Source organism: Rhodococcus opacus B4 (assembly GCF_000010805.1).
Classification (GTDB): domain Bacteria; phylum Actinomycetota; class Actinomycetes; order Mycobacteriales; family Mycobacteriaceae; genus Rhodococcus_F; species Rhodococcus_F opacus_C.
In genome coordinates this window covers 2564856-2587918 of record NC_012522.1, presented here as the reverse complement: position 1 = coordinate 2587918, position 23063 = coordinate 2564856, and the positions used below count along the sequence as shown (strand labels likewise).

Annotated in this window: 21 protein-coding genes; 10 read left to right on the top strand and 11 right to left on the bottom strand. The window is 68.5% G+C overall.

Annotated features, from left to right (window positions below; translation table 11 throughout):
• The first annotated feature begins 2 nt into the window (after positions 1-2).
• From ROP_RS11965 to ROP_RS11940, 6 genes are all read left to right on the top strand, one after another.
• Positions 3-1532 carry a mannitol dehydrogenase family protein gene (locus tag ROP_RS11965; protein WP_012689608.1) on the top strand — a complete coding sequence of 510 codons (1530 nt, stop codon included), beginning with the start codon at positions 3-5 and terminating at the stop codon, positions 1530-1532.
• A 50-nt stretch (positions 1533-1582) separates the two neighbouring features.
• Positions 1583-2962 (top strand): MFS transporter, encoded by a 1380-nt coding sequence (locus ROP_RS11960; RefSeq protein WP_043824630.1) that lies wholly within the window; start codon positions 1583-1585, stop codon positions 2960-2962.
• Positions 2959-3573, top strand: a complete 615-nt coding sequence (locus tag ROP_RS11955) for a bifunctional 4-hydroxy-2-oxoglutarate aldolase/2-dehydro-3-deoxy-phosphogluconate aldolase (protein WP_012689606.1) — start codon at positions 2959-2961, stop codon at positions 3571-3573. Before ROP_RS11960 ends, ROP_RS11955 begins: the two co-directional genes overlap by 4 nt.
• Positions 3573-4511, top strand: a complete 939-nt coding sequence (locus ROP_RS11950) for a sugar kinase (RefSeq protein WP_012689605.1) — start codon at positions 3573-3575, stop codon at positions 4509-4511. Before ROP_RS11955 ends, ROP_RS11950 begins: the two co-directional genes overlap by 1 nt.
• Positions 4512-4546: 35 nt before the next feature.
• Complete coding sequence (locus ROP_RS11945) at positions 4547-5617, top strand: L-idonate 5-dehydrogenase (protein WP_012689604.1); 1071 nt, start codon at positions 4547-4549, stop codon at positions 5615-5617.
• Between the two features lie 88 nt (positions 5618-5705).
• Positions 5706-6695, top strand: a complete 990-nt coding sequence (locus tag ROP_RS11940; protein WP_012689603.1) for an MDR family oxidoreductase — start codon at positions 5706-5708, stop codon at positions 6693-6695.
• A gap of 32 nt (positions 6696-6727) precedes the next feature.
• On the opposite strand, the gene ROP_RS11935 is transcribed toward ROP_RS11940, so the two are convergent.
• The 4 genes from ROP_RS11935 to ROP_RS11920 are packed head-to-tail and all read right to left on the bottom strand — an operon-like array spanning position 6728 to position 13580.
• Complete coding sequence (locus ROP_RS11935; protein WP_012689602.1) at positions 6728-9949, bottom strand: acetyl-CoA carboxylase family protein; 3222 nt, start codon at positions 9947-9949, stop codon at positions 6728-6730.
• Positions 9946-11655 (bottom strand): AMP-binding protein, encoded by a 1710-nt coding sequence (locus tag ROP_RS11930; protein ID WP_012689601.1) that lies wholly within the window; start codon positions 11653-11655, stop codon positions 9946-9948. The genes ROP_RS11935 and ROP_RS11930 overlap by 4 nt, the downstream gene beginning before the upstream one ends.
• Positions 11656-11688: 33 nt before the next feature.
• Positions 11689-12315 carry a TetR/AcrR family transcriptional regulator gene (locus tag ROP_RS11925; RefSeq protein ID WP_012689600.1) on the bottom strand — a complete coding sequence of 209 codons (627 nt, stop codon included), beginning with the start codon at positions 12313-12315 and terminating at the stop codon, positions 11689-11691.
• 26 nt (positions 12316-12341) lie between these two features.
• Positions 12342-13580 (bottom strand): cytochrome P450, encoded by a 1239-nt coding sequence (locus tag ROP_RS11920; RefSeq protein ID WP_012689599.1) that lies wholly within the window; start codon positions 13578-13580, stop codon positions 12342-12344.
• A gap of 167 nt (positions 13581-13747) precedes the next feature.
• Between ROP_RS11920 and ROP_RS11915 the strand changes: the two genes are divergently transcribed.
• Entirely contained in the window at positions 13748-14203 is a 456-nt protein-coding gene (locus tag ROP_RS11915; RefSeq protein ID WP_012689598.1) for a TetR/AcrR family transcriptional regulator, read from the top strand.
• Here the strand turns inward: ROP_RS11915 and ROP_RS11910 are convergent.
• Complete coding sequence (locus ROP_RS11910) at positions 14181-14720, bottom strand: nitroreductase family deazaflavin-dependent oxidoreductase (protein ID WP_080512457.1); 540 nt, start codon at positions 14718-14720, stop codon at positions 14181-14183. The two genes, ROP_RS11915 and ROP_RS11910, sit on opposite strands and share 23 nt — an antisense overlap.
• A 180-nt stretch (positions 14721-14900) precedes the next feature.
• Between ROP_RS11910 and ROP_RS11905 the strand changes: the two genes are divergently transcribed.
• Positions 14901-15359 carry a DUF6069 family protein gene (locus ROP_RS11905; protein ID WP_012689596.1) on the top strand — a complete coding sequence of 153 codons (459 nt, stop codon included), beginning with the start codon at positions 14901-14903 and terminating at the stop codon, positions 15357-15359.
• Here ROP_RS11905 and ROP_RS11900 read toward each other — a convergent pair.
• Complete coding sequence (locus tag ROP_RS11900; RefSeq protein WP_012689595.1) at positions 15356-16006, bottom strand: TetR/AcrR family transcriptional regulator; 651 nt, start codon at positions 16004-16006, stop codon at positions 15356-15358. The two genes, ROP_RS11905 and ROP_RS11900, sit on opposite strands and share 4 nt — an antisense overlap.
• Positions 16007-16136: 130 nt before the next feature.
• Between ROP_RS11900 and ROP_RS11895 the strand changes: the two genes are divergently transcribed.
• Positions 16137-16991 carry an oxygenase MpaB family protein gene (locus ROP_RS11895; RefSeq protein ID WP_012689594.1) on the top strand — a complete coding sequence of 285 codons (855 nt, stop codon included), beginning with the start codon at positions 16137-16139 and terminating at the stop codon, positions 16989-16991.
• Here the strand turns inward: ROP_RS11895 and ROP_RS11890 are convergent.
• From ROP_RS11890 to ROP_RS11880, 3 genes are all read right to left on the bottom strand, one after another.
• Entirely contained in the window at positions 16980-17318 is a 339-nt protein-coding gene (locus tag ROP_RS11890; protein ID WP_012689593.1) for a YciI family protein, read from the bottom strand. The genes ROP_RS11895 and ROP_RS11890 overlap by 12 nt on opposite strands.
• A gap of 171 nt (positions 17319-17489) precedes the next feature.
• Positions 17490-18680: an Nramp family divalent metal transporter gene (locus ROP_RS11885; RefSeq protein ID WP_012689592.1), complete on the bottom strand. Its 1191-nt coding sequence runs from the start codon at positions 18678-18680 to the stop codon at positions 17490-17492.
• Between the two features lie 367 nt (positions 18681-19047).
• Entirely contained in the window at positions 19048-19986 is a 939-nt protein-coding gene (locus ROP_RS11880) for a dihydrodipicolinate synthase family protein (RefSeq protein ID WP_012689591.1), read from the bottom strand.
• 173 nt (positions 19987-20159) lie between these two features.
• On the opposite strand from ROP_RS11880, the gene ROP_RS11875 reads away from it, so the two are divergent.
• The gene (locus tag ROP_RS11875) at positions 20160-21221 is read left to right on the top strand and encodes a LacI family DNA-binding transcriptional regulator (RefSeq protein WP_012689590.1); all 1062 of its coding nucleotides are present in this window, start codon (positions 20160-20162) and stop codon (positions 21219-21221) included.
• A 33-nt stretch (positions 21222-21254) separates the two neighbouring features.
• Here ROP_RS11875 and ROP_RS11870 read toward each other — a convergent pair whose 3' ends face one another.
• On the bottom strand, positions 21255-21866 hold the full coding sequence (locus ROP_RS11870; RefSeq protein ID WP_012689589.1) for a TetR/AcrR family transcriptional regulator: 612 nt from the start codon (positions 21864-21866) through the stop codon (positions 21255-21257).
• A gap of 171 nt (positions 21867-22037) precedes the next feature.
• A complete protein-coding gene (locus ROP_RS11865; protein WP_012689588.1) occupies positions 22038-22988 on the bottom strand; it encodes a pyridoxamine 5'-phosphate oxidase family protein in 951 nt (316 codons plus the stop codon).
• Positions 22989-23063: the final 75 nt, after the last annotated feature.

Below are 23063 nucleotides of genomic sequence, written 5' to 3'. Positions count from 1 at the left end.
GCATGTCCGAACCGACACTCTCTCGCCGACACGTTCCTTCTGCGGCATTGATCCATCGGCGGGTGCCGGAAGGCACCGGGATCGTGCACCTGGGCCTGGGCAACTTCCACCGCGCGCACCAGGCGGTGTACACCGCGCTCGCGATGGAACGCGAACCCGGACCCTGGGGAATTCTCGGCGTGGCGAGCCGTTCGCGCGCCGTGGCCGATGCGATGAACGCGCAGGACCTCCTGTACAGCGTCGTCGAGATCTCGCCGGAGGGTTCTCGTGTGAGCGTCCCGGGTTCGCACACCGGAACCCTGGTGGCCGAACAGGACCCGGAGTCCGTCATCCGCGCCATCGCGGACCCGGCGACGAAAATCGTCACGATCACGGTGACCGAACACGGGTACACGGTCTCACCCGAGACCGGTTCCCTCGACCTCGACTCCGACGCCGTGCGCCGCGACCTCGCCGAGGTGCGGACGCCCCGCACCACGATCGGGCAGATCGCCCGCGGACTGGCCCTGCGGGCGAGCACACACGCCGCCCCGATCACGATCCTCAGCTGCGACAACCTGCTGTCCAACGGGCGTCAGACCGAGAGGCTCGTACGCGAGTTCGTCGGCACCTTCGCGCCGCCGCTCCGCGACGACATGCTGTCCTGGATGACCTCGTCCGTGACGTTCCCCAACTCGATGGTGGACCGGATCGTGCCGTCCGGTGCGGACCGCTACAACGAGGCGGCACTGGCACACCTCGGCGTGCGGGACACGATCGCCGTCCCCGCCGAGCCGTTCACGATGTGGGTCATGGAGGAGCGGTTCGCCGCCGGCCGTCCCGTCTGGGAGCACGGCGGCGCGCTGTTCACCGACGACGTCGAGCCCTACGAGCTGATGAAGGTCCGACTGCTCAACGGAACGCATTCGCTCATCGCCTACCTCGGCGCTCTCGACGGGCGCGCCACCATCCCCGAGTCTGTGGCGCAACCGTTCGTCGAGGCCGCCGCGCGGCGGATCCTGTGCGACGAGTACCTGCCGACGGTCACCGTTCCCGAATCGGTGGACACGGTCGACTACATCCGGCAACTGTTCTCACGCTGGTCCAATACCGCTCTGGGGCACCGTACCTCGCAGGTCGGCTCCGACGGATCGGTCAAGCTGGCGCAGCGCATCCCGATCCCCGCACTCGAACATCTCGGCCGCGGTACCGTCCCGCAGTACCTGTCTCTCACGGTCGCGGCATACCTCTGCTGCATTGCCCCGCTGCCCGGGTTCGATCCCGGCCCCCACGCACGATCCATGACCGACCCCGCTCGACCGCGCCTGGCAGGAATGGCCGACAACGCCGCTTCCACTACGGAATTCGTTCGCTCCGTCTTCGTCGACGGAGGTCTGTTTCCCAGCACTCTCGCTTCGCACACCGAGTTCGTCTCGCGGATCGCCGACTTCGTCGACATCATCGTCCGCCACGGGCCGGCAGTCGCCGCCGCCGAAGCATCCGACCCGGACCTCGGGACGATCACGTCGCTGCAGTCCAGAGCGACCATCTGACTCCCTCACCCCTGCCCGGACAAGTCCGGGAACCACCAATGGAGGAATCCATGGACACTACACTCGACCCCACGGTGAACCCGCAATCTCCCGGCCGCGCAGGCGGCACACCCCAGGCAGACCCGTCCGCGGTCCGCCGGGCGGCGTGGGCGGGACTTATCGGCACCACGCTCGAACAGTACGACTTCGTCATCTACGGCACCGCCTCGGCGCTGATCTTCAACACACTGTTCTTTCCGAACATCTCGCCCGCGGCGGGCATCCTCGCGAGCTTCAGCGCCTACGCCGTCGGGTTTCTCGCCCGGCCGCTCGGCGGCTTGTTCTTCTCGCGTTACGGAGAACGTCTCGGCCGCAAGTGGGTGCTCGTCGCGACGCTGATGCTGATGGGCGGCGCAACATTGGGTATCGGCCTGCTGCCCACCTACAGTCAGGTCGGGCTGCTCGCACCCGCTCTCCTCGTCGCCTGCCGGTTCTTCCAGGGTTTCGGCGCGGGAGCCGAACAGTCCGGCGGTGCAACCCTTCTGACGGAGACGGCGCAGATAGGCAGGCGAGGTCGGCTCGCAGCTCTGGTGATGACCGGGGCCGCGCTGGGTACTGCTCTCGGCGCAGTCGCGTGGATCGCCGCGCAGCTCCTGCCGGAAGAGCAGCTCATGTCCTGGGGTTGGCGTCTGGTCTTCATCAGCAGTCTGCTCGTCACCGTCGCCGCGTTCGTCATCCGCCGCAAGCTGACCGAGAGCCCGGTGTTCCAGGAACTCAAGGAGCAGCACCAGGTTCCGAAGACACCCGTCAAGGAGATCTTCGCGAACGGCAAGAAGCCGCTGTTCATCGTCATGTTCATGACGATCGGCATCAGCGCGCAGTCGTACATCTACCAGGTGTTCATGGCGTCGTACCTCAAGAACGACGTGCACGTCGACCCCACCTTCATTCCCAAGGTGCTCCTGGTCGGCGCCATCTGCGGCGGCATTGCCGCCTACGGGTTCGGCCGTCTCTCCGACCGGGTGGGCCGCAAGCCGGTGTACATCTCGATCGTGATCGCTCTCATCATCCTGCCCGTCCCGACCTTCCTGGCCCTGAACACCGGCTCACACCTGCTGATCACGATGGCGATGATCGTCGGCTTCATCCTGGCCTGCCAGGGCGCCGTCGGCGTCACCATGAGCTACTTCCCGGAGATCTTCGGCTCCCGCTACCGCTACGCCGGCGTCACTCTCGGCCGTGAATTCGCCTCGATCTTCGGGGGCGGTGTCGCACCGCTGATCTGTGCGGCCCTCGTCACGGCCTTCTCCGGCTCGTGGATCCCCGTGGCCGTCTACATGATCGTGATGGCCGTGACCGTTCTGATCGCCTCGGCGATGGCACCGGAAACCCGGGACCGCGACCTCACGCTGGCCGCCAATGCCACCGACCGTGAGGTGACGGCGGCATGACCTCCTCCGTCATCGCGGTGCTGCGCGCCGCGCACGCCGACCGGTACGCCCCCGTCGTCAACGTCCTCGCCGAGAACGGCGTGCGCGCCGTCGAGCTGACGATGAGCACGCCGGGCACCCTCGAGTCCCTGAGCAGCATCCGGCGCGACGCACCCGACGGCGTCGAGATCGGGGTCGGGACGGTCACCACCGTCGACCAGGCCCGCGCCGCCCTCGATGTGGGAGCCGACTTCCTCGTGACGCCGACGACCGACCTCGAGGTCATCGCCACGGCCGTCCGTGCCGGAATCCCCATCTATCCGGGCGGATTCACCCCGACCGAACTGTGGAACGGATGGAACGGCGGTGCGACTGCCGTGAAACTGTTCCCGGCATCGGTAGTCGGTCCGGAGTACATCGGGCACCTGCGCGGACCCTTCCCCGACATCCAGGTCGTCCCTTCGGGTGGGGTGAGCATCGAGGACGTCCCCGCGTGGGTCGCCGCCGGCGCGGCGGCGGTCAGCCTCGGCGGCCCGCTGATCGGCGACGCACTCCGCGGCGGCGACCTCGGGCAGCTCGCCGAACGCTGCCGGCGCCTCGGCGACGTCGTTGCCGGGCTGGCGGTCGCGTGATGACGGTGCTGACCTTCGGCGAGACGATGGCTCTCACCCGGGCGGTGGACACCGGGGCGCTCGCCCACACATCGACGCTCCACCTGGGAATCGGCGGCGCCGAATCGAACTTCGCGATCGCCTTGCGGCGACTCGGCGTCGACGTCACCTGGATCGGTCGCGTCGGCCGGGACAGCCTGGGCGACCTGATCGAACGGGAACTCCGGGCCGAGGGAATCACCGCCGACGTCATCCGGGACCCGGATGCTCCGACCGGACTGATGGTGAAGGAGCGGCGAACCGCCACTGCCACCCGCGTCTGGTACTACCGGACCGGCAGCGCGGGGTCGCGGCTGACGACGTCGGACATCGCGGACGCCCGCCTCGAGTCGGCGTCCCTGCTGCACGTCACCGGCATCACCCCAGCCTTGTCCGACTCTGCCAGGAAGACCACCCTGCATTGCGTCGAACAGGCACGCGCACTGGGTATTCCGGTGTCGTTCGACCTCAACTACCGCCGCGCGCTGTGGTCGCCGGACGAAGCGGGCCCCGTCTTCCGTGAGCTGATCGCGTTGTCGGACATCGTCTTCGCAGGTGAGGACGAGGCCGCGATCGCGGTGGGCGAGGGCACCCCCGCCGAACTCGTCGCCCGTGTCCGCGACCTCGGACCACGCGAGAGCATCCTGAAGCTGGGCGACCAGGGATGCCTGGCGATGGTCGACGGAGAGACGTACTCCCTCCCCGCGGTGCCGGTGAGCGTGGTCGACTCCGTCGGGGCGGGAGACGGTTTCGTCGCCGGCTACCTAGCGGAACGCCTCGCCGGGAAGGCACCCGCCGACCGACTGAAAACCGCTGTGACGGTCGGGGCATTCGCATGCACCGTGTCCGGCGACTGGGAGGGCATGCCGCGTCGGGACGAACTCGGACTCCTCACCACCACGGAACCCGTCACCCGATGACGAGCTCCGACCTCCGACAGAACTGGATTTCACCGATGAACACCAGCCCGACCACCGCCTCCGAAGCCATCGAGGTTCCGACGCACGCGCAGGCGGTCGTCGCCCACGGCGCGAACGACCTGCGCGTCGAAGACGTGCCGATCGCGGCACCGAAACCGGACGAAGCGGTGATCCGGATCGCCTACGGCGGAATCTGCGGATCCGATCTGCACTACTGGCAGCACGGCGCGGCGGGGGAGTCGATTCTCCGCGCGCCGATGCGGCTCGGGCACGAGGCGTCCGGCACCGTTCTGATCGGTGCGACGGACGGAAGCGGACCGGCCGTCGGCACTCCCGTCACCATCCATCCGGCGACACCCGGCGGCGATACCAGCAAGTACCCGGCGGATCGCCCCAACATTTCCCCCGGCTGCACATATCTGGGCAGCGCGGCGCACTTTCCGCACGCGGACGGGTTGTTCGTCAGCCACGTCGCCGTCCCGACGCGCATGCTCCGGGTTCTTCCCGACGGCCTCGACCTTCGTCTCGCCTCACTGGCCGAGCCGGCGAGCGTCGCGTGGCACGCGGTCGCGCGAGCAGGGGACGTGAAGGGCAGGTCGGTCCTCGTCATCGGTGCCGGACCGATCGGCGCGCTCGTGGTGGCGGTACTGAAGCGAGCGGGCGCCGGGAAGATCACGGCGGTGGACATGCACGAGTACCCGCTGAGGATCGCGCGCGCCGTGGGTGCGGACGAGACCCTCACCGCAACCGATGCCGACGCAGTCGCGGCCGTGGAAGCGGACGTCACCATCGAATGCTCGGGTAACCATCGCGGTCTGGCATCGGCGATACACGGAACGGCCCGCGGCGGCCGGGTCGTGATGGTCGGATTGCTTCCGTCCGGTGATCAGCCGGTACCCGTGTCGATTGCAATCACCCGGGAACTGGACCTGGTCGGTTCGTTCCGGTTCAACGACGAGATCGACGAGGTGGTGGCCGCCCTCGCCGACGGTTCGCTGGTGGTCGATCCGATCGTAACGGCCGAGTACGACGTCGCCGATGCGCTCACCGCCTTCGCGGCGGCCAGGGATGCGTCGTCGTCGAGCAAGGTGCTCCTCAGGTTCTGATCCGGGGAACTTCGCCCCGGCCTCGTCTGCGGGGCACGGCTGTCGCATGATGGTCTCGACGCACCCCCGAGGTCAGGAGAGCAAGCTGATGAAGGAATTCACCGCCTGGATCGCTCGCGAGAACGAGGGTGCCATCGGCCTCTCCCAGGAGACGGTCGGCGAGTCGTTCCTCCCGCAGGGCGAGGTGACGATCCAGGTCGAGTACTCCAGCGTGAACTTCAAGGACGCGCTGGCGCTCACGCCGAAGGGTGGAGTGGTCCGCGAGTACCCCATCGTGCCCGGCATCGATGTGGCAGGCACCGTCGTCGAATCGCAGTCCCCGGAGTTCTCCGTCGGCGACACGGTCGTCGCGCACGGCTACGACATCGGCACCGCCCGGCACGGCGGGTACGCGCAGTTCGCCCGTGTTCCGGCCGACTGGGTGGTGAAACTCGACGGCATGTCCACCCGCACCGCTGCCGCGATCGGGACGGCCGGTTTCACGGCCGCGATGAGCGTGGAGGCACTGCAGTCCCGCGGCGTCGAGCCGGGCAACGGCCCGGTCCTGGTGACCGGTGCGAGCGGTGGCGTCGGCACCGTCGCCGTCGACCTGCTGTCGGCGGCCGGCTTCGAGGTGGTCGCGTCGAGCGGAAAGCCGGAGAAGGCGGAACTGCTCACCCAGCTGGGCGCGAGCAAGGTGATCGGACGACTCCCCGAACCCGACACGAAACCGCGTCCGCTCGGCAAGGCCCAGTGGGCTGCCGCGGTCGACTGCGTCGGCGGCGCCACCCTCGCCCACGTGCTCAGCACCATCGAATACGGCGGTGCCGTGGCGGCGAGCGGCCTGACCGGCGGACCGAAGCTCGAGACCACGGTCCTGCCGTTCATCCTGCGTGGTGTCAGCCTGCTCGGGATCGATTCGGTGCAGTACCCGATCGACCAGCGGCGCCGGCTGTGGGGCCGTCTCGCGTCCGACCTCGCGCCGTCCCGGCTCGAGTCGATCACCCATGACGTTCCGATTGCGGACGTCGTCTCGGTGATCGACCAGGTGCGAGCCGGCACCTACTCGGGCCGGGCCGTTGTGGCTGTCGCCCCGTGAGTACTTATTAACGTCCCGCGGTTAACAAGTACTCACGGGCGCCGGAGGCGCACGATCCAGGCACGGGAGTCGGCCGGGTCGATCACGTCGTCGAGTTCGAAGATCGTCGCCGCGTTGAGGGCCTTCCCGTGCTGGTAGGCGGCGTCGACGAGGTGCGCGAACGCGGTGTCGCGCTCGGCGGGGTCGTCGAGGGCCTCGAGTTCCTTCCGGAACCCGAGCCGCACCGCGCCTTCCAGTCCCATGGCCCCGATCTCGCCGGTCGGCCACGCGACCGTGAACTCGGACGCGTGGAAGGAGCCGCCCGCCATGGCCATCGCGCCGAGGCCGTACCCCTTGCGCAGGATGACGGTCCCGTACGGCACCGTCATCCGCGCGCCCGCGACGAACAGTTTCCCGAACCGGCGAACCGTGGCCTCCTTCTCCGAGTCGGGTCCGACCATGAATCCCGGTGTGTCACACAGTGAGACGACTGGCAGACCGAACGATTCGCACAGCTCCAGGAAGCGGGCCATCTTGTCCGCCGCGACCGCGTCGATCGCGCCTCCGAGGTGGTGGCTGCTGTTCGCGACGAGACCGTACGGGGCTCCCTCGACCCGGATCAGCGCGGTGACGATGCCGACGCCGTGGTCGCGGCGTAGTTCGAGGACCGAGCCGACGTCGGCGATGGATTCCACGGCACTGCGCACGTCGTAGGCGCGCAACCGGTTCTCCGGGACGACGTGGCGTGCCAGCCGCTCGTCGGGGGCTTCCCAGTCGGGGAGCACCCCCTGGAAGTACGAGAGGTACGTCTTCGCGAGTTCGACGGCGTGCGCCTCGTCGCGGGCGAGCAGGTCGATGACGCCGTTGCGCCGCTGCACGTCGACCGGACCGATGTCCTCCGGCCGGTACACACCGAGTCCGCCGCCCCCGACCATCGCCGGACCGCCCATGCCGATGTTCGCGTCGGGGGTGGCGATCAGGACGTCGCAGACCCCGGCCAGGGCGGCATTGCCCGCAAAGCAGCGACCGGACACGATCGACACCAGCGGCACCTTCCCGTTCAGCGCCGCCAGCGACCGGAAGGTGTTCAGGTCCAGGCCGGCTGCCGGTCCGGCGTCGGTGTCGCCGGGCCGTCCGCCGCCACCCTCGGCGAACAGGACGACCGGAACCTGCTTGCGGCCGGCGAGTTCGATCACCCGGTCCGTCTTCGCGTGGTTGCGCATGCCCTGGGTACCGGCGAGCACCGTGTAGTCGTACGACAGCACCACCGCCTGCGAATCCTGCGGGCCGAACACGTCCCCGTTGACGGTGGCGAGTCCGGCGACGAGACCGTCTGCGGGGGTGTTCTCGATCAGATCCTGCTCGGAGCGGCGGCTGCGCTGCGCGGCCAGGACCAAGGGTCCGTACTCGACGAAGCTGCCGGGGTCGACCAGATCGTCGATGTTGGCGCGTGCGCTTCGCCTCCCGAGCTTCGCCCGCTTCGCGATCGCAGCGGGCCGGGCGGCGTCGAGCGTGTATTCGTGGCGCTCCCGGATCTCCGCCAGATCGGCACGCTCACGATCGAGATCGATTGCGCTGTCAGCCACGCCACTCGTCTCCGCCGCGGTGCGGCGGATCACGACCAACGGGTCGCCGGCGCTGACGGTCTGCCCGGGCGACACCAGATTCCGCTCGACCACCGCGCCCGCGGGGGCGGCGATCACGTGCTGCATCTTCATGGCCTCGAGCACGACGAGTTGGGCACCCGACTCCACGGTCGCCCCTTCTCCGGTCGACTCCACGACCGTCCCGGCCATGTGGGCGCGCAACACGTCCTCGCCGGCCCGCAACTCGAGTGCCTCCGACGCCACCTCCGCCGGCTGGTGCACGTGCGCGGCGTCGACGAGCGCACTCATCCGCTCGGCGAGATGGTCGGTGCCGACGACGCCGTCGGCGAAGCCGGGATCGGCCAGAATCGCCCGGAGGAAGCCGATATTGGTGGGGACGCCCTCGACGACGAACTCGGCGAGCGCCGCATCGGCCTTCCGCACCGCGGCGGAGAACGACTGCCCGCGCGAATGGACGATCACCTTCGCGAGGAGCGAGTCGTACCGCGGGCTCGGCGACAGTCCCGGCCGGCCGTAGGTGTCCACGCGCACACCCGGTCCCGTCGGCGGGGAGAAGACGGAGAGCGTTCCCGCGGCGGGAACGGCCTGACCGTCGGGGCGCATCGTCTCCATGTTCACCCGGGACTGGACGGCGATTCCGCGTGCGACAGCGAGTGTGCCCGACGTGTCGAGTCCGGTGGCGCCGATCCCGTCCGGCAGCGACAGGTCGTCGAAGTCCGCTCCCCGCGCGATGTCGATCTGCACGGCGACGAGGTCGATCCCCGTCACCTCTTCGGTGACCGTGTGTTCCACCTGGATCCGAGGATTGACCTCCAGGAACACGAATCCGTCTGGCGACACCAGGAATTCGACGGTGGCCAGGCCCCGGTAGCCGACACTGGCACACAGGCGCGCCGCGGCCTCGTGGAGTTCGCCGCGCAGTCCGGGATCGAGTCCCTGCGCGGGTGCGATCTCGACGAGTTTCTGGTGGCGGCGCTGCACGCTGCAGTCGCGGTCACCGACGGCGAGTGCCCGCGTCACGCCCGCCTGCGGTGCCGCAACGACCTGCACCTCGATGTGCCGGGCGCCGTCGAGCAGTGCCTCGGCGAACAGTGCGGGGTTGCCGAATCCGAGTTGCGCCTCGGACGCGCAGAGCCGGTAGGCCTCGTCGATCCGGTCTGCGCTGCGGACGGCACGGATGCCGCGACCGCCGCCGCCCGCGAGCGCCTTGATCATGATGCCGCCCGGGTGTTCCGCGAAGAACATGCGGACGCCGTCGAGATCGGTGGGACCGGTGGTCGCGGCGAGCACCGGTACCTTCGCGGCGACCGCGGCCTCGCGTGCGGACGACTTGTCGCCGAAGATGTCGAGCACCTCGGGGCTCGGTCCCACGAAGGTCAGCCCGGCCTCGGCGCATGCACGTGCGAAGTCGGCGTTCTCGCTGAGGAAGCCGTACCCGGGATGCACTGCCGTGGCACCGAACTCCGCGGCCGCGTCGAGGATGGCCCGAGTGTCCAGGTAGGCGGACGGGCCGGAACCGTGGAGTGCGACTGCTTCGGTCGCGGCGCGCACGTGGGGGCTGTCCGCGTCGTCCTCCGCGTAGACGGCGACGGTGTCGACAGACATCTCCTCGGCGGTGCGGATGATGCGGAGCGCGATCTCGCCACGATTGGCGACCAGCAGGGTCACTTGTACTCCTCGGCCAGAGCGAACAGGTCGGCCTTGCGGACCTTCCCGGTCGCCGTCATGGGTAGGGCGTCGAGCACCTCGACGGTGGGGACCTTGTAGGTGGCCATGTTCCGGGCCGCCCACTCCCGCAGTTCCTCTGCGGAAACCTGGCGGTCGGGCAGGAGCTGGACGAAGGCGAACGGCACCTGACCCTTGCCCGGATCGGGCTTCGGGACGACCGCGGCCGACTGGATGTCGGGATGCAGCAGGAGCAGTGCCTCCACCTCGGAGGGGAACACGCTCATTCCGTTGGTCTTGATCATTTCCTTGTTGCGCGCCAGATAGTGCAGTGCGCCTTTGCCGTTCAGCTTGCCGACATCGCCGGTCTGGAGCCAGCCGTCGCGGAGCGCGGCGGCGGTGGCATCGGGTTTGCCGTAGTAACCGGTGAGCAGCGACGGACTGCGGACGATGATCTGTCCGGGTTGCCCCACCGGCACGGGCGCACCGGCCTCGTCGACGATCAGCACGTCGGTGCCCGGAACCGGGAGTCCGCAGAACACGGGTTGGCTGAGCAGGTCTTCGTCGCCGGTCTGGAAACCGAGCGTGATGGTGTCGGCGGTGTGCGTCTCCGTCATACCGTAACTGGCCTCCCGGAGCACGTGCCCGGTGGCGTCGCGCCAGCGCCCGCGAATCGCGGGGTCGAGTTTGAGCACGAACGACACGGCCATCGCGTTGTCGAGGGTGGAGAAGTCTCTGTCGCGGAAGCCGGGCAGGTCCATCAGTTCCACAAAGTTGTCGACCGTCCCCACCATCGACGTCACCCCACGACTTTCGACGAGCGTCGCCGCGGCGTCCGGGTCCCAGCGGTTGAGGAGCACGACGGTGCCGCCGTTGATCAGCGGATACAGGATGCCGAAGTCCTCGCCGGCGATCCAGAAGATGGGCAGGAATCCGAGGACCACCGGGGGAGCCTCGCCCACCTGCTTCCCGCCTGCCAGCGTCGCGGTGGCGGCGGTGTAGACCATGTGCGCCTGCGTGTGTTCGCAGCCCTTCGGCATCCCGGTGGTGCCCCCGGTGTAGTTCAGTGCCGCCAGCGCGTCGGGATACATCGGAATCGGCTCTGCGCGTTGAGTGTTCATGATCTCCGCCCAGTCGGTGACTGCGGAGGCGTGGGGGAACGGTGGTGCCACGCTGGGTTCGTCCGGCAGCATGTCCGACAGCGCCGTGACCGCGACGTGCCGCAGCGCCGTCTGGTCGCGCACGGATTCGACCATGTCCGCGAAAGAATCCTGGGTCAGCAGGATCTCCACACCGGCGTCCACGAGTTCGTATGCGAGTTCGTGCTCCCGGAACAACGGGTTGATCGGGACGTGGACGGCGCCGATCTTCAGGATCCCGAGCATGGCGACATGGAACTGCGGACAGTTGGTGAGATGGACGCCGACGCGGTCGCCGGCGGCCGCGCCCCGCTTCCGGAGCCAGCCGGCGAAGCGGTCGGACAGTTCGTCGAGTTCGGTGTACGTGATGGCACGACCGTAGAAGTCGATCGCGACGGTCTGCGGTCGCTCCGATGCCCAGTGCCGCAGGTAGTCGATGACGGTGCGGCCCTCGATCGGGTACTCGACGAACCGCGGTACCTGCGGCGGCCACGCGGCGTCCTGGAGTTCTCTGATCTCGGCGAGGGCCGATTCCAGTGCCGTGGGGTTGCTCGAAGGCGAAGTGGGCATACCGAACTCCCGATTCTGTGCGGATTGTCGTTGCTAGGCGAAGCCGATGAGTCTTTCGGAGATGGCGGTCAGGTCGGCGGTGTACCGGCGTTGTTCACGGGCCGTCGCGTCCACCAGCCGGGCGGCGCCCGCGAGCTGGGCGTCGGCGAGGGTCTGCGCGATGCGGGCGGGCGGCGCGCACGGTGTGACGTCGCACGAGGCGTTGATGCGCTCGATGAACCGGGTGTAGCGGCGGATGAGCCGGGTCTGCACGGTGGTCCAGCTTCGGCCGACCTCGGGGTCGAGCCGGGCGCGGTGCCGGATCAGTTCGAGGACGCGCCCGTTGGTGTATACGGCTTCCACGAACGCTTTCGTGGTGGTGCGCAGCACCTCTCGCAGGTCCTCGCTGGCCGGTCCTTCCACGTGCTGGGCCTCGAGGAACTCCTCGCACACGTCGGCGGCGACGGCGTGGAACACCTCGTCCTTCGACGAGAAGTAGGCGTAGAACGTTGCCCGCGACACTTCGGCCCGGGTGGTGATCACTTCGACGGTCGTCCGGTCGTAGCCGAGTTCGGCGAAGCAGGCGCTCGCGGCGCGGAGGAGTTCGCGGCGGCGGGGACCGTCGTTGTCTTTCCGCGCCGACCGCGCCCGCTCCTGAGCCTCGCTTGTGGTCACGGTCACAGTATGTGTTGATGTTGACGTCAATGTCAATCAGGGCGTGTCGCCTGCCCGATCCGGAGCGGGAGCGCGCTGTGACGGCGCACGAGCAGGCTGGGGAGCCACCGTGACTCGGCGTCGTCGGCGAGGGAGAACTGCTCGGTGCGCGCGAGCAGTGTGGTGGTGGCGGTGAGTGCCTCCATGCGGGCGAGCGCCGATCCGACGCAGAAGTGGACGCCCTTGCCGAACGCGAGGTGGGAGCGGATGTGTGGACGGTCCAGCACGATCTCGCCCGGCCGGTCGAACGCGGCCGGATCTCGGTTGGCCGCGCCCCACAGCAGGAGCAGATGGCTACCCGCGGGCAGGTCGACGCCCCCGAGGGTGGTGTCGGCGACCACGTGCCGGTGATGCCCGCGGAACGGCGATTCGAGACGCAGCGCCTCGTCGAGGAACGCGTCGACGAGTGCGGGTTCCTGCCGGAGTCGTGTCTGCACGTCGGGATGGGTGGACAGGAGGCGGGCGGCGTTCGCGATCAGGCCCGCGGTCGATTCGCCGCCGGCGCCGACCAACTGGAGGAGGACGAGTACCGCCACGTCCTCGAGGAGTTCCCCGGCATTGCACGCATGTGCGAGCACTCCCAGGAGATCCTCCGAGGGACCCGACCGTGCCCGCACGAGTTCGGCCCGCAGATACGCGGCCAGTTCGGTCACGGAGGCGACGAGCGGGCCGAGGCGATTCGCGTCGACGATCCCTCCCAGCATCTCCGTGCTGTCGTAGGCCCAGGCGAGTAGCTGGGGAACGTCCTCCTCGGGCAGCCCGATGAGATGCGCCACCATCGTCAGGGGTAGTCGGTCGGCCATCTCGGCCGCCCAGTCGATCCGCCCGTCCCGCACCCCCTCGTCCCACAGGGTGTCGACGAGCGACTGCACCGTGGGGGTCAGCGCCCGGATGCGGCGCCCGAGCGTGGGCAGCACGAGTTTGCGATGGTGCAGGTGGGTCGGGTCGTCGGCGGTGGCCAGCACGTGGATCGCCCGGCCGCCGCCGTCCATGTCGAACGTCGTGGGCGGTCCCTCCGGCTGCTGCACCAGCACCCCGGTGAGGTGCGAGGAGAAGTCTTCGGTGCGGTTGGCCGCCTCGGTCACGAGATCCCACGTGGACACGAGGAAGAAGTCGGTGCCTGCGACGCGATGGACGGGGGAGTGCTCGCGGAGTATCCGGTACAGCTCGTTCGGTTCGTCGAGGTGGGCCGGATCGAAGATGTCGATCCGGTGGGTCGGCGAGTGGGTCATCGAGCACTCCTTGCGGGCGAGAACCTGTTATCGATCAACACAGTTCGCGTCGAACCCGAGTGCTGTCAAGGGTGGGGAGCAGGGTGAGATTCTGCTGTTCGGATGGCTTTCGCCGGTGTCTCACGACGCGGCTGTGAGGTCTCGTCCCCGCTGATCACGGCGACGGGGTGGACGTCGACCGGGTCGCCGCGCGTGCCGGGTGCTCGCGCGCCACGCTCTACCGGTATGTCGGGGGCAAGCGGGCGCTCGTCGAGGCCGTGATGTCCCGGGCTGCGGACGCCGTAGCGGAACGCATCGAGGCCGCGTTGCAACCGTTCGAGAACGCGGAGCGGATCGTCGAGGCGATCCTTGCCGCGTTGGTGGAGATCCGTGCGGAGCCCACCCTGGTCCGGTGGCTGGCCGGGGCGCATCCGCGGAGCACGGACGAGTATCTGGCCCGCGCGCCCGAACTCGGGCGGGTGGCGATCTCGCTCACCCGCATCGCGCCCGACGAGGAGGCCGCCGGATGGATGGTGCGTGTCGTCCTGGCACTGTTGACCTGGCCGTTGCCGGACCCGGCCGCCGAGCGTCACATCGTCGAACGCTTCGTGGAGCCGGTCTTCAGGATTCGCGCGTTGTCGTAGCCGTCCGGGTGGGTTCCAGGACGAACAGCCGGAACTCGCGTCCCCCGGACCGCCGGTGCTCCATGCGGTATCCGGGCCAGTAGTCGACGACGAATTTCCACAGGTTTTCGCGTTCGTCGCCGGTGACCATGCGGACGCGCATCCGGGACTCACGTGCCCCGGCCTTCACGAGCGCTTCGTCTGCCGCGCGAAGATTCGCCGACCAGGCCGGGTGCTCGGGCCGTCCCCAGTTGGAACCGGTGACGATGTATCCGTCGCCGTACGGAATGCAGAGCAGTGCGGTCGTCCGCGGGGTGCCGCTTTTGCGTCCCGGGACCGTCACCTGCAGGGACTGCAGGCCGGCGATTCCGAGGAGGCTCACGCGGTTCCCGGTCCACGCGCGCAGGTGTGACTCCAGCCAGATGATGACCGGCGCCATTCGCATCACCCATTCCTGGGTGCCCAGCCACCGCGCAAGGACGCGGAGCGGGTTGGGGAGCGCGCGCGATCGGCCGGGGGGTGTGGGGACGGCGTTCATAGTGGCCATCTTCCCTCAGGTTGCCGGTTCGGGCTGATCGCGATGAGTTTTCCGCACCGCGCGGGTCTAATGGTCAGGTCCCACCGAAACGACCTCGATTTCACGCCTTGACCCGAACAATGGTTGAGGTTGCACGATCGGTCAGTAGCAATTCGAGCCACTCGACAGGGAGTACAGATCATGTCCGACACCGGAGCCACGATTTCTGCAACCACGACCTCACGGATCAATCCGGCGACCCTCGAACTGAGCCGGCCCTGGGCGGTCGCCGCGACCGTCATCGGAGCGCTCGTCCCGAACCTGGTCATCTGGCTGCTGGGGCTCGCCGCCGGCGGGTCGTTCGAGATGACGGACGCCGGCACGACCAGCAGTGTCGCCCCCGGAGGCGTCGTCATCCTGACGGTGGTTCCGACGCTGATCGGGATGACACTGGCCGCGCTCATCTCACTCAAATGGGTGGCAGTCATCCGGCCCGCCGAGGTGATCGGCGCGCTGCTGCCGCTGGCGACGATCGCACTCACGGTGCAAGCGGACTTCGACACTGCCAGCACCATCGCCCTTGCTGTCATGCACGTGGTGATCGCCGTGGTGATCGTCGTCGGTCTCGAAGCGATGCGGCGACCGCTGGTCCGCGTCTAGGGCGTGCTGTTCACCGGCACGTGCGCCTCGATGGTGAGTGCGATGTGCTCGACGATCCGCTTCTGCGAGATCTTCGGGCTGCCGGTGAGCCAGCGCTGATACAGAAAGGCGATCGCCCCGAACAGGGCGATCGCGTTCAGCTGGGTGTTGACGGCGTCGCGGGGTGCGCCGTCGGCACCCAGCATTTTCAGTGCCGCCGCCATGGGAGTGGTGAACTCGGCGACGAGTTGTTCTCCGCGCTGTGCCAGTTCCGGCACGGACTGCGACTCGACGAACATGATGCGTCCCCGCCGCCGGTCCTCGGCGATGTAGCCGGTGAACGCCTTCACGACGTGGCGGACGAGTCGGCCCGGATCGTCTGGCGCCGTCTCGAGCGCCCCGAGCAGGGTGTCCCTCGCTCCCAGGACGACGTGGTCGAGGAGGGTGACGAGTAGCGCCTCCCGGTTGTCGAAACTCTCGTAGAAGTAGCGCTCGGTGAGACCTGCCTGACGGCAGGTCGCCCGCATCGTCGTGGCCGCCGTTCCCTCGGTTCCCATGATCTGCAGGCCGGCCTCGATCAGTGCGGCACGTCTCGCCGCACGGCGGTCGTCGGGCTCTTGGCCACGCCATTTGCGCGGCGCTCCACGAGGGTTCTCGCTGTCGCTCATCCCGTCATCGTCCCACCGATTCCGGTGTGCCGAACGGGGAGCGCTCGCGTCCCGACTGTTGACATCATGTGATGTCAACAGTCATCCTGAATGCATCACGTCCCCGATCGAACCGCATCAGGAGATCGCCATGACCACCACCGAGCTTCCGTCCCAACGCCGTTCGGCTCTGCCGCCACTCGGGCCGGAGTCGCTGACGTGGCACCGGTTCGGCGACTGGCGAACCGCGCTGCTCATCTCGTGGTCGGGCACGCTGCAGGTGATGCACCCCGTCATCGACGCCGCGCTCGTGCAGCACTCGACCGTCTTCGACAACGAGTTGGCCCGGCTGGCCCGTTCCGCGGGACCGATCATCCGTGCGCTCTACGATCCGACGGGTGCGGAGGCCCAGACGATCCGCGACATGCACAAGGACATCAAGGGCACCACGGACGACGGCCGGCGGTATCACGCCCTGAACCCCGGCCCGTATTTCTGGGCGCATGCCACGTTCCTGGCCACCCAGTACGTGGTCGCCGAGTACTTCGGAGAACCGCTGAGTCAGGCCGAGAAGGAGCTGCTGTACCAGGAGTCGAAGCAGTGGTACGCGCTCTACGGGGTGTCGGCCACGAATCTGCCCGAGACGTATGCGGATTTCGTCGACTACTGGAACGAGATGGTCGGCACCGTTCTCGCGAAGACCGACACGGTGCGCCGGTCGAAGTTGCTGGGCGGGCTGCCGACCCCTCGCCCCGACGATCGCATCCCCGCGATCGTGTGGCGTCTCGTCGGTCCCGTGATCGGACGGCTGCTCGTGTGGATCGCCCGGGGAACGCTGCCTCCCGTCGCCCGCGACACGCTCGGCTGGGAGTGGTCCGCCGCCGACGAGCGCAGGCTCCGCCGATTCGGCGCCGCCGTGCGGATCGGTTTCCGGATCCTGCCCGAGCGGTGGCGGCTGACTCCGATTGCGCGCAAGGCGTGCGAGGTAAAGGGATCAGGAGTGTGAGCCGCCCGGGCGGGACGACAGTTCTGCTTGGCTGATGGCGTCTGACGCGTCGAGGTTTCCGAGGACGGGTGTCCAGTGCAGAATGCGTTGGTCAGGCACGAGTCCGTGGACGGCGAAGGGATCGTCGGCGAAGAGTGCTCGGACCGTCTCGGTGGTGTCTGCGTTGACGATGATGAAGGCGCCTGCGTCGTTGCCGTAGGGGCCGCAGGTGATGACGGTGCCGGTGTCGACGAGGTCGGCGAGCCAGGCCCGGTGCGCGGCTCGGTGGGTGTCACGGCCGGCGGTGGTCTCGGCGGTGTAGCTGTATTCGACGACGAAGTAGGGCATGCTCTCACTTCCCAGTGGGACAAAGAATTTCAGGATTCGGTGGTCCGGGCGCGGTTGCCGCAGTCGTACGACGACCGGGACGGGGTCTGCGGGCAATGGTCAGGGTGCGACGGGTCGGCGCGCCGACCCGGTGACGCAACCGGTCGTGTCCGGCGTGCGGCTTGGTTTGGCTCAGCCGAGCAGTTCGTAGATCAACAGGCCGGACAGGGACAGGATGGACACGAAGCCGAGGGCGCCGACGACGTTCTTCCACCAGGTGTTGCGCAGGTTGCCCATCAGCGCGGTGTTGTTGCTCATCACGAAGAGCAGGAACCCGAGGAACGGCGCGATGAGCACGGTCAGGGCTTGAGCGACGATGATCAGCTGCACCGGGGATTTCGTGAACAGAAGGGTGATCACGAGGCCGAAGGTGAGGATGGCGGCGCTGGTGCGCTTGGCGGTCGGGGTGCTCGGGGAGGCGCCTTTGCCGAGGCCGTCGGAGAACATGGTGCCGCCGGCGGTGGCGTTGGCGACCATCGCGGAGAATGCGGCGCCGGACAACCCGAGCGCGAAAATGGTTGATCCGATGGGCCCGGCGATGGGTTCGAAGATCTTGGCCAAGCCCGCGAGGGTGGTGGCTTCGGCGTTCTGCCGGCCGAGGACGGCGGCGGCGACGATGATGACCAGGGAGGTCATGATGCCCGGTGCCACGATCCCGGGGATGGTGTCGGCGATGGTGGTCTGCCGGTACTCGGCTTCGGTGCGCTTGCGTTCGTGGGTGCCGTAGGAGGTGAAGAACGCGGCGTTGAGGGAGAAATTGGTGCCGACCAAGGCTACGACGAGCAGCTGTCCGCCGGGCGGGATGGAGGGGACGAGTCCGTTCACGGCCTGGAACCAGTCGGGTTGGGCGATGACGGCACTGAAGATGAAGGTGGCGGCCAACAGCGCGACGATGACCAGCAGGATGCGTTCGACGGTGCGGTAGACGTTGCGGAACAGCAGGATCAGGCCGACGAAGACGGTGCAGACCGCGGACCAGATGAGCGGGGAGCCGCCGAAGACCATGGACAGGCCGAGGCCGGAGCCGACGGCGTTGCCGACCGAGAAACACAGCGTGATGATGAAGACGCCGATTCCGGCGGCGGTTCCGACGCGTCGGCCGAGGATGTCCTTGACCGAGCTGATCATGGACACCGGGGTGCGGATGCCCAGTCGCACGCTCATGTCGGCGTAGACCAGCATGAAGATCGTCGACAGGGCGATCACCCAGATCAGGGAGTAGCTGAATTCGCTGCCGGCCTGGACGGCGCTGGCGAGGTTGCCGGGTCCGAACTGCCATGCACCTGCGATGAAGGCCGGGCCTGCCATCGCGAGGGTGCGCATCCAGGTTCGCTGCGACCGTCGGGGTTCCGCCGGCGGCCGGGGCGTGCCTGAGACCACTGATTCGCCTCCGGCCGATTCGGCTGCTGTACGAGATTGCTGACTCATCGATGAGCCTACTTTCTGGTGTTCGAGCCGCCGATGCGGACAGTGGCGCCGAAAGTGGGCGGCGCCGGCTCGAAGGGGGGAAGTTCGGCGACCACGGCCGCGGCGGGCCGGAAGTGGCCCGGGACTACTCGGGGGGGTGCCGCCCGGCGCCGGAGGTGTCCGGGCCGGGCGGCAGAACCGGCACGCAGTGCGGGGTGCGCCGCGGGCGGCGGACTCGTGTGCCGAATCCGGGAAACTGAGTCCAGCAGGGGTGGGGCTGGGCTCAGGCGGGGACGGTGACCGAGGACAGTCCGGCCGACTGCAAAGCGGCGGCGATCTCGGCGCCCGCGCCCTCGGCCAGCGGCAGCAACGGCGGGCGGACGGTGGCGTGCTCGAGGATGCCGCGGGCGACCAGACCCTCCTTCAGGGCGACGGTGCCTTCCATGTGCGAGCCGCGGTGGTAGACGTTGGCCGTCACCGGCAGCAGGCGGTCATGGATGGCGCGAGCTGCGGGGTAGTCCTTGGCCTTGCCGGCTGCGATGAGCTCGACCAGCGGCTCGGGAGCGAGTCCGCCGTAGCCGACCAGCAGGCCGTCGACGTCGAACACCGTGTGCAGCAGGTACTCGTCATGGCAGCTCAGGATCTGCAGGTCGGGGTTCTCGCGACGCAGCACCGGGATCTCCCGGTCCCAGCGGCGCATGTTCCGCACCCCGTTCTTGGTGGCGAACACGCCGGGCTGGGCGGCGATCTCGAGCTGGGTGTCCAGGTTGTAGGTGGCCTTGGTGGCGTCCGGGTACTGGAACAGGATCAGCGGCAGGCCGGAGCCTTCGTAAATGGCCTTGTAGCGATCCTGCGGGGCACCGTCCTGGTAGCCGAACCGCAGCCACCCGTGCGACGGGTACACCAGACCGGCGGAGGCGCCGGCGTCCACGGCGCGCTGGGCTTCTTCCACCGAGACGGCGGTGCCCTCGCCGGTGATGCCGGCGATGATCGGCAGCCGGCCGTCGACGGAGTCCTTGAACGCGGCGATGACGCGGACCTGCTCGTCCTGGGTGAGGAAGGTGCCCTCGCCGGCGTGGCCGAGGACGACCAGGCCCTTGACGCCGTCGACACTGCCGAGCCACGAGCCGAGGCGCGAGATGGCGTCGTAGTCGACGGCGCCGTCCCGGGTGAACGGGGTCACCGGCGCCGGGGTCAGGCCGCGGAGGTCGAGTGTGCTCATGGGGTGCTCTTTCCCTCGAAGAAGTATTGCAAACGTTCCCGGGAACGTTCCCGTGAACGATTTCATCGTGCAGTAGAATCGGTCACTGTGTCAAGCGTCACGTGCCAAATCGGGTGTGATCAGGGCGGCCCGGCGGGCGTTTGGGGGTGCCGGGACGGTAGAGAAGGAAATCGATGGAATCGAACACGAGCGCGCAGCAGCAACCGCGGGACAACAGAAGCCGGGTGGTCACGCTCCGGGAGGTCGCGGAGGCAGCCGGGGTCAGCACCTCGACGGTGAGCCGGGTGCTCGACGACCGGGTTCCACCGTCCCGGTCGGCTACCGCCGAGCGGGTGCGGGCGGTCGCCGACCAGCTCGGCTACCGGCGCAACACCTTCGCTTCCAGCCTCCGGCGCGGGCAGACCGCCACCATCGGTGTCCTCGTCCCGCGACTCAGCGACACCGTCATGGCCCTGATGTTCGAGGCGATCGGCCGAGCTGCGCATCGGCTCGGGTACTTCACCGTGGTCGCGACGACCGGCGACGACCCCACCGACGAAGGCGAAGCTGCGCGCACCCTCCTCGCCCGCAATGTCGACGGTCTGATCATCGCCTCCAGTCGACGCGACGACCCCCTCCCTCGTCAGCTGCGGGACCAGGATGTGCCGCACGCTCTGGTCCTGCGCACCGACGGCATCAGTCCCTCGTCGGTCGGCGACGACGAAGCCGGTGGCTACCTCGCGACCCGGCATCTGATCGACCTCGGACACACCGATATTGCGGTCCTGTCCGGCCCGTTGTTCACCTCCACCGCCACCGGCCGCCTCGCCGGTGCAACGAAGGCCCTCGACGAGGCCGGGATCACGATCAACCCGGACTGGATCATCGAGTCCGGCTTCGGGATCGAAAGCGGCGAGGAAGCCGGACGCCGCCTGTTCGCGTCCTCGACCCGACCGACGGCGGTCTTCGCCGCGAACGACAATTTGGCCCTCGGCGTGATGGCCGCCGCACACCAGCGATCGCTGTCGGTCGGCGAAGACTTGGCCCTGGTCGGCTACAACGACATCCCACTGTCGCAGCGACTTCCGGTTCCCCTGACCTCGGTCAGGACTCCGTTCGACCAGATCGCTGCCACCGCACTCGATTTGATGTTCGCCGCCACCCCGCTCGGCGATCCGATCCGGCGGGCCCTGCCCACGCTGATCCCGAGACGCTCGTCAGGACCGCACAAGGCCTCGATGCACGCTCCACGCTGACCCGACGCCGTCCCGGCTCGCCGGCCTGGCGCGTCAGGCGCGGCGCAGCCCGTCGAACGTCAGCTCGACGACGGCGTCGGCGAGGTCGGCGACCGTCCCGCCGGTGCGGGGGCGGTACCACTCGATCAGCGAGTTGACCGTGCCGAACACGAGCCGGCTGGTGAGTGCGGGATCGATTCCGGGCCGCAGGTCGCCCTCTTCCGCCGCCGCGACGACGAGGTCGCTGACGAAGGCGTCGAACTCGCGGCGGCGGGCGAGGGCCCGACGCTCCACCGCGGTGTTGCCGCGGACTCGCAGCAGGAGCGTGACGTAGGGGAGTTCGGCGGCGAGTACCTCGACACTGCGGCGGACGAGGTATTCGAGGCGGTCGATGTAGCGGCCGCTCGTCGCCTTCTCCTCGGTGGTGACGGCGAAGAGGGCGTTGAGCGCGCGGGAGAGCGCAAGTTCGAGGAGCTCCGACTTCCCGGACACGTGGTGATAGATCGACGACTTCGTGATTCCCAGGCGCTGGGCCAGCACCTCCATGCTGGTGCCGTCGTAGCCCTTGTCGTTGAAGACCTTGACGGCGACAGCGAGCAGCGAGTCGAGGTCGTAGCCGGGCCGTCCGGGCGATCCGGTCTTCCGTGCGGGGCGTGCCGTAGTCATGCGCGCAATCCTTTCAGGTGCAGAACTCCACCGCATCGGTGCGCCGTCGTCCACGGGGGCCGACCGAAGGTTCGGTTCAGCCGAGAATACCGTGACGAACCCGGCGGCGGTGAACCACGTGCCGGCCCGCGAACGGGCAGATTCTCTACGCGAACGGCGGCGTGATCCGACTCAGCGGCCCAGCGCCTGCGCCCGGCCTTCCTTCCGAGCCTTCGCGAGGCCGCGACGGGCCAGGAATCCGTTGGCCAGGAGCATGATCGTCTTGTTCGGCGGCGCAGAGAAGCCGGACTCGGTGTGCGGTGCGTACAGGGCATCGGAGCCCGTCACCTCGAGCCAGCCGGTGTTCTGACGGGACTCGAGTCCGATGAGCTTGGCGCGGTAGGAATGGGCGAGTAGGCCGGCGCGACGGCCGCCCTGCGGAACTCCGACGGGAACCCTCAGGCGCACGCCGTCGCTGCTCGCCGAGTTCACGTGGACCGGCGCGACGGCCGGATAACCGTCCGCCTCGCGGTAGGCGAGCAGCACGTGCGGCAGCTTGCCCGCGCGCTCACCGGTCTTGGTCGCGTCCACCCGTGGGCCGGTGCCCTTCTTCGGTGGCTCCTGCGGCGGCGCCTCGACGCTGGGGAGCGGGGCGCCGAAGACCTCGGCCCTGCCTTTCATGCGCAGATCGGGCCAGGCGACGACCCGTGTCACCGTGACCGTCACCAAAACCCGGTCGGCGTAGTAGGCGCTGAGCCAGCGGTCCCAGAATGCGCCGCGCCGCGGTACTCCCGTGTAGGGGACCGAGCGCTCGCCGATGGCGTCGAGGATGTCCCGGTCGGGGCTGGGATCGAACGTCGCGTCACCTTGCACGAGCACATAGCGCCGGTTGGTGCCGCTGCCGATTCCGTGCTCGCGGGCATGGAAGGCGAGTGCCACCCGGGGTTCCGCCTTGATGCGCTCGAGCTTGCGGCCGAAACCCAGCGAGGTGGTGAATGCGACGGTGCCCTGCTCGCGGTCGCGCATGCCGACGGGTGCCACGGCGGCCACCACCGCGCCTCCCGCGGGTGTGATGTACGCGAACCCGCTGGTGAGGTCATCGCGGATGACCTCGTCGACGTCGTCCGACCAGGTGACCGGCATGTCCCGAGCCTACCCAGGCGACGTGGCACCAGGCCAGCACTTCGTACTCGCGAAGGGTTGACGGCTTCTCCGAAA